Annotated in this window: 10 protein-coding genes and 2 pseudogenes; 6 read left to right on the top strand and 6 right to left on the bottom strand. The window is 66.6% G+C overall.

Features of this window, described 5'->3' with window-relative positions; genetic code table 11:
* Positions 1-272, top strand: a pseudogene (locus tag NBW77_RS20715) (leucyl aminopeptidase); the annotation flags it as partial.
* Here NBW77_RS20715 and NBW77_RS20710 read toward each other — a convergent pair.
* Positions 269-931: an O-methyltransferase gene (locus tag NBW77_RS20710; protein ID WP_131745440.1), complete on the bottom strand. Its 663-nt coding sequence runs from the start codon at positions 929-931 to the stop codon at positions 269-271. The pseudogene NBW77_RS20715 and the gene NBW77_RS20710 sit on opposite strands and share 4 nt — an antisense overlap.
* A gap of 297 nt (positions 932-1228) precedes the next feature.
* Here NBW77_RS20710 and sigE point away from each other — a divergent pair, with 297 nt between their 5' ends.
* The 4 genes from sigE (at position 1229) to tatB (ending at position 5125) form a co-directional block, all read left to right on the top strand.
* A complete protein-coding gene (gene sigE / locus NBW77_RS20705) occupies positions 1229-2026 on the top strand; it encodes an RNA polymerase sigma factor SigE (RefSeq protein WP_242605587.1) in 798 nt (265 codons plus the stop codon).
* Positions 2023-2865: an anti-sigma factor family protein gene (locus tag NBW77_RS20700; protein ID WP_131745441.1), complete on the top strand. Its 843-nt coding sequence runs from the start codon at positions 2023-2025 to the stop codon at positions 2863-2865. The genes sigE and NBW77_RS20700 overlap by 4 nt, the downstream gene beginning before the upstream one ends.
* A 102-nt stretch (positions 2866-2967) precedes the next feature.
* Positions 2968-4464 carry a trypsin-like peptidase domain-containing protein gene (locus tag NBW77_RS20695; protein WP_242605581.1) on the top strand — a complete coding sequence of 499 codons (1497 nt, stop codon included), beginning with the start codon at positions 2968-2970 and terminating at the stop codon, positions 4462-4464.
* Positions 4465-4579: 115 nt separating this feature from the next.
* Complete coding sequence (gene tatB / locus NBW77_RS20690) at positions 4580-5125, top strand: Sec-independent protein translocase protein TatB (RefSeq protein WP_131745442.1); 546 nt, start codon at positions 4580-4582, stop codon at positions 5123-5125.
* Between the two features lie 121 nt (positions 5126-5246).
* Here the strand turns inward: tatB and NBW77_RS20685 are convergent, their stop codons facing one another.
* Entirely contained in the window at positions 5247-6392 is a 1146-nt protein-coding gene (locus NBW77_RS20685; protein ID WP_131745443.1) for an Mrp/NBP35 family ATP-binding protein, read from the bottom strand.
* A gap of 241 nt (positions 6393-6633) precedes the next feature.
* Between NBW77_RS20685 and NBW77_RS20680 the strand changes: the two genes are divergently transcribed.
* Positions 6634-7140, top strand: coding sequence for a MarR family winged helix-turn-helix transcriptional regulator (locus NBW77_RS20680; protein WP_131745472.1), 507 nt, complete (start codon positions 6634-6636; stop codon positions 7138-7140).
* Positions 7141-7220: 80 nt separating this feature from the next.
* On the opposite strand, the gene NBW77_RS20675 is transcribed toward NBW77_RS20680, so the two are convergent.
* The 4 genes and pseudogenes from NBW77_RS20675 to NBW77_RS20660 form a co-directional block, all read right to left on the bottom strand.
* Positions 7221-8123, bottom strand: coding sequence for a PHP domain-containing protein (locus NBW77_RS20675; protein ID WP_250280185.1), 903 nt, complete (start codon positions 8121-8123; stop codon positions 7221-7223).
* Between the two features lie 256 nt (positions 8124-8379).
* Positions 8380-8659: pseudogene (locus NBW77_RS20670) on the bottom strand (CPBP family intramembrane glutamic endopeptidase).
* A gap of 549 nt (positions 8660-9208) precedes the next feature.
* A complete protein-coding gene (locus tag NBW77_RS20665; RefSeq protein ID WP_131745445.1) occupies positions 9209-11116 on the bottom strand; it encodes an ABC transporter ATP-binding protein in 1908 nt (635 codons plus the stop codon).
* 89 nt (positions 11117-11205) lie between these two features.
* Positions 11206-11528 (bottom strand): hypothetical protein (locus NBW77_RS20660; protein ID WP_250280184.1); only part of this gene is annotated, 323 nt, incomplete at its 5' end.

Genomic DNA, 11528 nt, shown 5'->3' with positions numbered 1-11528 from the left:
GGCGTCTTCCGCTGGTCGAGGAGTATCGACCAGCGCTGGAGTCCGGGGTGGCGGACCTCGCGAACATCGGCAACGCGCTGAACGTGTCGGGCGGGTCGATCACGGCCGCGCTGTTCCTGCGGGAGTTCACCGGCGGCGTGCCCTGGGCACATCTGGACATCGCCGGCACCGCCCGTTCGGACAGCGACGACGGCGAGATCAGCAAGGGCGGAACCGGCTGGGGCGTGCGCACCCTGCTGGAGTGGCTCGCGTCCTGGTCCTACCCGGACTAGCCGACCGGCGACGACTTCGCGATGACGGCGACGAGCAGGCCGTCCCCGGCGGTGAGCAGCATGGGGGTCAGCCGGCTGTCGTCGCGGATGGCGGTCGCAAGCTCGCGGGCGGCGATGGCTTCGGCATCGTGAGCCTCCGGGTCGGCGGCGCGTCCGCCGGCGAGCATGCCGGCGAACACCACGATCCCGCCCGGTCGGAGCAGGCGGAGGGCCTGGCTGAGGTAGTCGGTGCCCTCACGCCGGTCGCCATCGCAGAAAACCAGGTCATAGGCGCCGTCGGTGAGTCTGGGTAGAACGTCCAGTGCCCGCCCGGTTATCAGCCGGCTGCGGTTTGACGCCATCCCCGCGTCCGCGTAGGTACGGCGGGCGAGCCGGAGATGTTCCGCCTCGACGTCGATGGTGGTGAGGGTTCCGTCCGGGCGCATACCCCGCAGCAGCCAGGTGCCGGAGACACCTGTACCGGTCCCGATCTCCACGACTGTGCGGGCCGCGACAGAGGCGGCGAGGAAACGCAGGATGGCGCCGGCGCCCGGACCCACCGGAACGATCCCGACCTCTTCGGCGCGTGCCCGGGCAGCCCGCAGTGGAGGGTCCTCCAACAGGAAGCCCTCTGTGTAGGCGACGGCCGGATCGACGGCTCCGGTGACAGTGTCGGGCATGACATCGGCAGCCTACGGGAACGCCCGGTGAGAGTGGTGCGTTCGTCAGGTCAGCGCACCTCGTGTCGGGACGGATCGAGGGGAGATCAGCCGGTGTCCGCTGCGGGTTTTGCCGCGCCTTGGCCGGCGCGTCGGGTACGTTCGTCGCGAACCGATCGAGAGGCGACCGTGAACGGACAGGACGCGCGCCTGGCCACGTTCGCGCCTGGGCGGTCGGTCTCGCCACGTCCAGTGTCGGACGGCGATGCCGCCGAGCCTGGTGCGACCGATGCCGCCAGTAGTGACTTGACCGCGTGGGTGCCACCCACGTGGGAAGAAGTCGTACGAGATCACGGTAACAGGGTGTATCGACTCGCTTACCGTCTGACCGGGAACGCTCACGATGCCGAGGACCTCACACAGGATGTCTTCGTGCGGGTGTTCCGCTCGTTGGCTGATTACACGCCTGGCACTTTCGAGGGCTGGCTTCACCGGATCACAACAAACCTGTTCCTGGACCGGATGCGGCGCCAGCAGAAGATTCGGTTCGACGCTCTGCCGGACGACCCGGAGCGCCTGGCCGGTCGAGAGGCCAGCCCGGAGGCCGTCTACACCGAGTCGCATCTCGATGCCGACATCGAGGGTGCGCTTGCCGCGTTGCCCCCGGATTTCCGGGCCGCCGTCGTGCTGTGCGACATCGAGCAGCTGTCCTATGAGGAGATCGCTCAGACCCTGGGGGTGAAACTCGGCACCGTCCGCAGCCGTATCTCCCGGGGCCGCGCCATGCTGCGGCAGGCCCTCGCGGACCGGGCCCCGCGCTCATCGGTCACGGGCGAGGCGACTCTGCTCGCCGTGTCGGACGACGTGCCTGACAATCCTGTCGGAACAGGGACAGGGACAGGGAGCGCCGCTGCGCTTGCCGCCGCAACGGTCCTGGCCGAAGCGGATACCGCGGCCGGCCCGGCGATGCCGGTGGCAGGCTCCCCGACCGCGCCCGACGACAGCACGCTCCGGTCACGTCGACCGCATCGGATCGGCCGCAGGCCGGCTCCGCAGGCCCAGCCGACCGCCGCAAGCGCGGGTGGTGCAACGTCCGCGCCGGAGGGGCAGGCGTGACTGGTCATCTCGGTAAACAGATCGCTCCGCTGGTCGACGGGCAACTCGACCACGACGACCGGGACCGCGCGCTGGCTCATCTTGCGCGCTGCAGGCCCTGCCAGTGGGAGGTCGCCGAGCTGCGTCGCCTCAAGGCGCGGCTGGCGGCGCTTGCCAGCCCGGCCCTCCCAGGTGAGATGGCGGACCGACTGATGCAGATGGCCGCTGTCGGTGGCCCCAGGCAGGTCTCCGCTGGTGTTCCCACGACATCCGGTGCCCCGTCCGCCCGTCCGATGCGGCCGGTCGGTCGACTGATCGTGCAGGACGTCAGGCCGCGACGTGGCATGTCCGTGTCCATGGTCGTGACCGGTGTCGGTGACATGCTGCGCTCTGGTCCTACCCGCGATCCGCAGCAGGCCCGCACCCCCGACCGCGTCCAACCAATCGATCTTGGTGGCGCGCCGACCGTACGGGTGACGCTCACCATGTCGGTGGGACCCGTCCGTAGGGCGAAATCGCCAGGTCTTTCGAGGCCGTACAGGCATCGGATCCGTTCGCGGGCGGTGCCGCGCGCAACCATGCCGTGGGTCGACCGACGACCGCCGGCCGGCCCCGCGACCGCCGTGCGGGGTCGTCACAGCCGGACCAGGCGAACTCTGGTGGGTTCAGCAGCGGTGCTTGTGTTCGCGGTCGCGGGAGCCGCACTCGGTGGAACGCGTGGTTCTGGCACGGTTCCGGGACCTTCAACCCAGCCGGCCGTAATACCCGCCGTGCAGCCGAGTCTTGTCTCCGGACTCACCATCGGTCGCCTTGAGCCGGTGATGGCCGCGGTAACGCTGCCAACCGGCGCCCGGCGTTAACACCTGGGCGGAGGCCGTACGGTAGTACTCGGGTGATCGGAGTTAATGAGTTTCGTCCGACCGACCTTCTCCAATCACGGGGGCAGTGGGAGGCGAGCGGGCATGAGTACCGGCAGTGACGAAATCCTGCCTTCTCGGGGTGGGTCCGCGTATCGGCGTCCGCCGGAGGCGGGTCCGGTTGAGCCGCCGGCCGGCGTGGACGAGGCGGGAGCGGACGAGGCGGGAGCGGACGCCGGCTCCGACACCAGGGCTTTTGACGACAGCGAATCCGGCAACAGGGGTCCGGTCGACCCGCCGACGAATCCATGGTGGGCTCGGCCGACGCCGACGAACTTGACCACCGCGTTTCCGAGTCAGGTCGAGCCGAGTCAGGTCGAGCCGAGTCAGGTCGAGCCGAGTCAGGTCGAGCCGAGTCAGGTCGGGCCGAGTCAGGTCGGGCCGAGTCAGGTCGGCCCGGGGCCGCAGCCAGTGGCGGCCGGGCACGGCCGGTCGGGAACAGTGGCGGCGATACTGCTCGCGGGCCTGCTCGGCGGCGCGGCTGGTGGTGTGATCGGCGCTCACACGACACGAGCCGATGACATCCGGACGGGACTGGTCCAGGGAGCGCCCGTGACCGACCTGATCACGGCGGCTCCGGCTCCGGTCGAGCGCACCGCGCCCATCTCCACCATTGCGGCGCATGCCCTGCCGTCCGTTGTCACGATCACTGTGATCAGTGGGGTGTCCGCGGCCACCGGTTCCGGCGTGATCATCAGGTCGGACGGTTACATCCTGACGAACAACCACGTGGTTGCCGGCGGTGTGGCGGGTGGCCGCGTTTCGGTCACCTTGTACAAGGAACTACGGCAAATCTCCGCGGAGATCATCGGATGTGATCCCAAGACCGATCTCGCCGTAATCCGGATCAGGACGCCGGACCTGCTGCCCGCGGCGACGCTGGGACGCTCCGGATCACTGATGGTGGGAGCGCCTCTGGTGGCCATCGGTGCGCCGCTCGGACTGTCCGGTACGGTCACCACGGGAATAGTCAGCGCGCTCGACCGCAACCCGACCGTTCCGGGGGAGTCCGGTGGGGAGTCGGTGCTCATCGGCGCGATCCAGACCGACGCTGCCATCAACCCCGGCAACTCGGGTGGGCCGCTGCTGGACGGTCGTGGCCAGGTCGTCGGGATCAACACCGCGATCGCGGCCGTGCCCGGTTCCGGTGCTGGCCGTGGCGCGTCCGGGAGCATCGGGGTTGGCTTCGCCATTCCGATCGACTACGCCAGCTCGGTGGCCGAAGAGATCATCCGTACTGGTCGGGCGACCCATCCCTACCTGGGCGTGTCCGCGGGGACAGTCACTCCTGACGAGGCCCAGGCGTCCGGGACGTCGCCCGGTGCCCTGGTCCGCGGTGTGGATGCGGGCGGGCCGGGGGACCAGGCCGGGCTGCGCCCCGGCGACATCATCATCAAAGTTGACGATGTCGTCGTAGGAAATACCAACGACCTGATCGCGGCTACCCGCGTCCACAAGATCGGCGATCGGGTCACCGTGACGTTCCAGCGCGACCGCAGGTCCCAGAGTGTCGAGATAGCCTTGCAGGAGCAGCACGACTGAGATCGTCCGCGCGGTGGCGCAGCGCAGCCGGCGCCGGTCGTGTCGGCAGGGGCACGGACCTGCCTGTATATCCATGGACGTTCCGTTGATCAGAACGGCGGGGTAATCTGGCGGAGTGTTCAACGGCGTCGGGTGGGGCGAGATAGCGGTCCTGCTTGTGATCGGTCTGTTCGTGTTCGGCCCCGAGCGGCTGCCCAAGGTGGCCCGCGACGCGGGTCGTGTGCTGCGCCAGGTCCGCCAGATGGCTACGGGCATGCGTGAGGAACTGCGCTCCGAGCTCGGGCCGGAACTTGCCGATCTCGATCTGCGGACTCTGCATCCCAAGACGTTCGTCCGCAAGCACCTGTTCGAGGACGACGACCCGTTGCTGCCGCCGTATATGTCCAAGCGGACGTCCTTTGACAAGATGCTCTTCGATGACGGTCCCGACGTTGTGTCCGGATCGAACGATCTGGCTCGACCGCGGCTCTCCTACGACGACACGGGGATCTCGTCGACGCTTCCGTCGCTGACGAAATCTCCGACTCCGGCGAAGCCTCCGTCGCTGGCGAAGGCTTTCCCGCCTGACCGGAGCGGGCAGCCGCGCGCCGGGGGGTTCCCGGCGGTTGGAAGGGCGCCGGCCGAGTCGTCGGCAACACCGTTCGACACCGACGCCACCTGAACGTAGCGATGCCGACCTGAACGGACCAACCTCCCGGCAGACTCGAGCCCTCCTGCCCCGAGGCCCTGCCCCGCACGGGTACGGGGCTGTCTGCCGTGCAGGGCAGGGGTTGAGTCGGGTCTCAGCCTCGCCGGGTGGGAGTGAGACCGAGCGAGCGACCGGCCAGTCCGCGGGATCGTGATGACAGCCGCTCGGCCACCCCCCGCAGAATCTTCGAGGCTTCGCAGTCCGGATCGGCGCTCACCAGTGGGACACCGGCGTCTCCGCCTTCGCGTAGCCGGACGTCGATCGGTATCTGCGCCAGCAGTGGGACGTCGTGCCCGAGGACACGGGTCAGCCGCTCGGCCACGGCCGCGCCACCGCCGGAGCCGAAGACGTCGACCCGTTCGTCGCAGTGTGGGCAGGGCAGCCACGCCATGTTCTCGACCACGCCGACAACGTTCTGGCGGGTTTGAACCGCGACTGTCCCGGCCCGTTCGGCGACCTCGGTCGCGGCAAGCTGTGGGGTGGTCACGATGAGAAGCTCGGACGACGGCACGAGCTGCGCAAGTGAGATCGCGATGTCGCCGGTGCCCGGCGGGAGGTCGAGCAGGAGGATGTCGAGATCACCCCAGAAGACGTCCGAGAGAAACTGCTCGAGCGCTCGGTGTAGCATAGGGCCGCGCCACGTGACAGGCTGATTTCCGCGGGTGAACATGCCGGTGGAGATGACCTTCACGCCGTGCGCCTGTGGCGGCATGATCATTTTTTCGACCTGGGTGGGCAGGCGGTCGACTCCGAGCATCCGGGGAATCGAGTGCCCGTAGATGTCGGCGTCGAGTACACCGACCGAAAGCCCTGACCGGGCCATGGACGCGGCCAGGTTGACGGTCACCGACGACTTACCCACGCCGCCCTTGCCACTGGCCACTCCGTACACGCGGGTCAGCGAGCCCGGCTGCGCGAACGGGATCGCCCGGGTCGCCGTGCCACCGCGCAACTTCGTGTGCAGGGCGGCACGCTGTTCCGCCGTCATAACCTCAAGGCGGACCCGTGAACCGGGCACGCCCGGCACCGCGTCGACCGCGCGCTCGACCCGATTGGTGATTTCCTCGCGCATCGGACAGCCGGACACGGTCAGTAGAACCACGATGTCCACGGTGTTATCGTCTGCGATGCGCACCGAGTCGACCATGTCCAGTTCGGTGATGGGACGCCCGATCTCAGGGTCCAGCACTGTCGCGAGAGCTGCCTGGATTGCGTCCGCGCTAGGCCGGGAAGCAGACAAGAGAGAACCTCGACCAGTCGGTATGGTGCGCGCGGCTCACGCCGTCACGCCTGCACCTCCACCATAGCGGCCAGCCCCGCCGGGACGCGCCCGGCAAGAACTCGGTGGTCATCGCAGGCAGCCGCGAACATGCTTGCCGGACCACCGCAACCCCGTCGGAGCTTGTCGAAATGTCGATCGTCTGACATCGTTCTTGAGCTTGCTCCCGGGCCCACACGGGGGACGTACTCTGATCCACGTGATGGTCGACGAGCGGACAGGAGCGCAGGAACCGCTGGTTGACCCGCGCTCGATGCGGGCGTGGCGTACATTCCTGCGGGCGCACTCATACGTTACCCGCCAGTTGGAGACCGACCTCGAGGGCGAGCACCACCTGCAGCTGGCGTCCTATGACGTACTGGTGCAGCTCGCCGAAGCACCGGACGGTGCCCTGCGCATGAACGAGCTCGCGGAGGCTGTACTGCTCTCACGCAGCGGGCTCACCCGGCTGGTCGACCGGCTTGAGCGCGATGGCCTGGTCGAGCGCCGTTCCTGCCCATCGGATGCCCGCGGCACGCTGGCGACCCTCACTCCGGAAGGTCGCAAGCGTCTGCGGGCCGCGGCCCGGACCCATCTCGCCGGGGTGTCGAAGCACGTGACCAGCCATTTCAGCCCCGACGAACTGGACATCCTGGCCGACCTGCTGAGCCGGCTCGATCGCCGGTCATCCGCGTCGACGCCCGGCGGAGGATGCGGCCAAAGCGCCTGAGGCGCCACCTCCGAGACGCCCTCCTCCGAGACGACACCTTTCGGGCGTTGTGAACCGGACAGAGTCCTGTCCGGTTCACTCTAATTTTTACCTAAAATATCCGGTTCACCGATAGGTGGCGTTTTGACCTGCCCCGTCACCGGGTGTGCGCCCTGCCCGGCCGCGACCAGCGCGTCGTAGGCCTGTTCGCTCGTGGTCTCCGCGCCGAGCCGCTGGGGTTTGCTCGGGCCGTGGAAGTCGCTGGCGCCGGTGACGATCAGGTCCAGGTCTGCGGCGAGCCGCCGCAGCTCGGCTCGCGCGTCCGGCGTGTGGTCGGGATGGTCCACCTCGAGGCCGCCGAGACCTGCCCGGGCCAGTGCGGTGATCATGCCCGGGTTGATGGTCTCACCCCGCTTTCTGGCGTATGCGTGCGCGAGGACGCTGACCCCGCCTGCGTTGCGCACCAGCCGGATCGCCTCGAGCGCATCCGGCTCGTCCTTGCCCACCCAGTAGCGGCCACCGGCGCCGATCCAGGCAGGGGTGAACGCGTCCGCGACGGTGTCCACCAGGCCGGCACTGACAAGTGCCTCGGCCACGTGCGGGCGCCCGACCACACCGTCGGCCTGGGCACGAACCCGTTCCCAGTGCACCGGATGGCCGTCGGCGGCCAGTTTCTCCACCATCCGCTGGGCGCGGGTGACCCGCTCGGAGCGCAGCCGTGCCCGGACGGCGGCGAAGTCCGGTTCGGTCGCGTCGAACAGGTAGGCGAGCAGGTGCAGGCTCACCCAGTGGTCGGGGCCGACCCGTACTCCGCAGGAGATCTCCGCTCCCGGTAGCAGGGTGAGGCCGGCGGGCAGAGCTTCGGCGGCATCGACCAGGCCGCTGGTGGTGTCATGGTCGGTGAGTGCGATGACGCTCAGGCCGGAGGATGCGGCCTGGCGTACCACTTCGGCAGGGCGCAGCAGACCGTCCGATGCCGTCGAATGGGTGTGTAGATCGATCATTCACCACGATAACCGTGGCCCACAGCGTATGGCGTCTGCTCATGTTCGTGCGGACAGGTCGCCCTCGGCCCGGCCGTCGGGGTGTGTGGCCCCGGTCCGCCGGACTCCGGCCCTTCACCGGGTTCCGCCTCCGCCCGCAACCCGGTGAGCACGCGGAGGTTCCGGCCCAGACATCGGTCCCACGGCTGCCGGACCCACCGGGCGATCATGTGTTACGGAAACCGGGAAGGAGCGTGGAGTTGGCCTACCCGTCCGGTCACACGCGCCACACCACATGCTCCACGGCAAGGGAGAACAGAACCAGGTCGACCAACGTGTGTGCAATGACCGGCGCTGTCAGCCCGGCCGAGGCGTTCCGCAGCATGCCGAGGACGACGCCGAAAACGGTCGCGCCGACCATTCCGGCAACGCCCCCCGAAAGACCTGTCCCGTGGGCCGCTCCAAAGGAGACCGCCTGCAGCGATGGCCGCTGTCGGCCGAAACCCGTGCGCCGTGAGTTGCGTCGTCCACCATCCTCGCCACAGGACTTCTTCCATCAAGGCGTTTACTGTCGCCAGCACACCAACACCCATGACAATCAGTGGCCAGGGTGGTCGGGAGACGTCTACCAGCACAAATATGGCGGAAAGCTGGTGTTTCGCCAACATCCACGCCACCGAGGCCGCGGCCGCGGTGCGGCAACCATCGTCAGGCCGAGGACCCCGACCAGTGCGGACGCCCACCCGAACCAGACATGGCCATCCTCTGTGTCGTGGTTGTACGCGGTCATCCATGCCCGGGGAACATCGTCATGGGAAAGTGCGATGAACTGCCTGCTCGGATCTATCTCCATTCTTTTGGTGAACAGGTCGAGTGTCGGTGCCGTAGCCCTCTCGCCGAGCCGGAAGCGCACCTCCGTTGAGGTCTCCCAGGCGTGCAGACTGGCATAGTCCGCCGGATGCCCCGTCCTGATTTTTAGTCGTCTAGATACCAGCGGGGCGACGCTTTTGACAATTAAGTCAGCGTCCATGGTTGCTGCTTCGCGCACCGCCTTCTCCTCGAATGTGATCAGAGGAGTGTGTTCAGCCATAAAATCATCGATTCCTTCAGTCAGGTGCGCCGGCCTGTGTTCTGTAGAGCCGGGCGTAGATGCCGTCCTCAGCGAGCAGCTCGTCGTGATTTCCCTCCTCGGCTGAGCAACCACCATCGAGAACAAAGATTTTTTCGGCGCCGACGATCGTCGATAGACGGTGTGCGACGATGATGCACGTGCGGCCGTGTGCGAGAGTCTTCATCGCCTCCCGGATATGAGTTTCGGACACGGTGTCCAGCTGCGAAGTTGCTTCGTCGAGAATGAGGAGGCGAGGATCCTGCAGTAGGACCCTGGCGATCGCAAGCCGTTGTCGTTCTCCGCCAGAGAGCTGGTAGCCGCGAGCGCCGACCGTCGTGTTGAGTCCCTCTGGCAGCCGTGCTAGGAGAAGACCGAGGTTGACCGCGGTCAAGGCTTCCACCATCTCGTCTTCGGTGGCCTCCGCTCGGCCGTACCTGAGGTTGGCGGCGATCGTGTCGTGGAACAGGTGTGGCTCCTGGGCGACCAGACCAACCATGGTATGAATCTGATCCGCTTCCGAATTGGTGATGTCGGTACCGTCGAGAAGAATTCGACCGGCGTTTGGTCGGTAGAGTCCGGCTATCAGATAGGTCAGGGTCGTCTTCCCTGCGCCGCTCGGTCCCACGATCGCCACGGTTGAACCGGGAGCCGCCTTGAGGTCCACTCCTCGTAGCGCCCAGTCGGCAAAGAGCGGACGGTCATCCGTAATGGGCGTCGATGAGCGGCTGTCCGGACGGCCGTCATCTTCTGCTGGCGCGTACCGGAACCACAGTTTTTCGACGACGACATCTGGGCCTGTACGCCGCTCATCTGCTGGGTGGTTGTAGGCCACCGTGGCTGCAGTGTACGTTGTCCGGATCGGCGTGCTGCCAACCGGAAGGTCGAGAAAGGTGAAGACACGCTCGATCGAGGGCCCGGCTCCCACAAGCTGCGATCGAGCGATCGCCATTGTTGACATCGGCTGGAATGCCACCGCCAAAGCGCTGGCGAAGGCCACCAGAGTACCGATCGTCATGGAGCCGTTGACCACGAAGGACGAGCCGATCCCTATAGTCGCCGCTATCGACACCGCCGCGGCGGCGACAACCAGAAAGTGCTGACGCGCCACTATGGTCATACGGGCGACTGAGGATGTCCGTATGCTGTCGAGGGTGACACGCATACGGGCGATCTCGTGGTCATGGCGGCCGAACAGACGAATATGAAGCGCTCCGGAGACGCCGGTCAGGTCAATGATCTGACCCATCATCCGACCGTAGATCTCCAGCGTCTCGCTACTGGCACGCCTGATTGCTGACCGTCCAACCAGGGACATGAGTGCGGGTAGCGGGGCGAAAGCGGCCGCAACGAGTGCTAACCGCCAGTCCAGCACTAGGACGGTCGGTATCGCGACGGTCGCGTTGAAGCCGCCGGCGAACACGGCGGGAAGGTTGACGGTGGCGGCACTCTGGACGCTCATTGCATCGTTGGTGATCAGAGTCATCCCGTGGCTCTGGCGGGCGCTCGGGAAAAAGCCGAACGGCAAGGTTGCGATCTTTTCGCTGAGACTACCTCGGACACGCGCGAGCACGGTTTCGCCGAGTCGACTCAACAGTGATATCCGGAGTGCCACGACCGCAGCTTCGAGTACGAACACGAGTAGCAGGAGGACCATTGATGAGACAAGGATGCCGGACTGGCGGGATACCAGTGACCCGTCAACGAAGCGACGAATAATGAAGGGACCGGCCACAACGCTCCCTGCGGCGAGCCATGATAGTCCGATAATGCCGACCAGTGCGGCGGTCTGGTCATGATAGAAGATCACTGTACGGCGTCCGACCCGACTTCCGGACAGTATGGCGAGCGTGCGGGCCGCAAGCCTCGGAACCAGTGACGACCCGATACTCAATATCGCTCCCATTCGGACGGAACCCGGGAAGAAAGGTTTGCCGGTATGCGGGAAGAAATCATCGGCTCCGCACACCGGATCTCATCGTCGTCCGCTTCCGTTCAGTCTTTTATACAGACCCATTCCCAGTCGATCAGATTGTACAGTGTGGACTGCTTGCCAGTGGAGGCGTATACGCGCAGCCGCTGTTCGTCTTCGTCGTAATCCTGCTCGCCATACGCGGGCTTGGCCTGCCCGGTCGGCGTGCACCCCAGGGTCGTCCCGAAGGGTAGAGCAGTAGGATCTTCCGTTTTCTCGTAGGCTGCGAAACTTGCCACTGCTACAACGGTGGACTCGCTGTGCGGTAGACCTGAGGTTTCCAGGGAACCGAAGAAGGGATCGGTCTCATCGGGAGTGTAGGTTCTCGGCATCGGCTGTCCTTCCA

Source organism: Frankia sp. Cppng1_Ct_nod (assembly GCF_920656135.1).
GTDB lineage: Bacteria > Actinomycetota > Actinomycetes > Frankiales > Frankiaceae > Protofrankia > Protofrankia meridionalis.
This window is presented reverse-complemented; position numbering and strand designations above follow the sequence as displayed.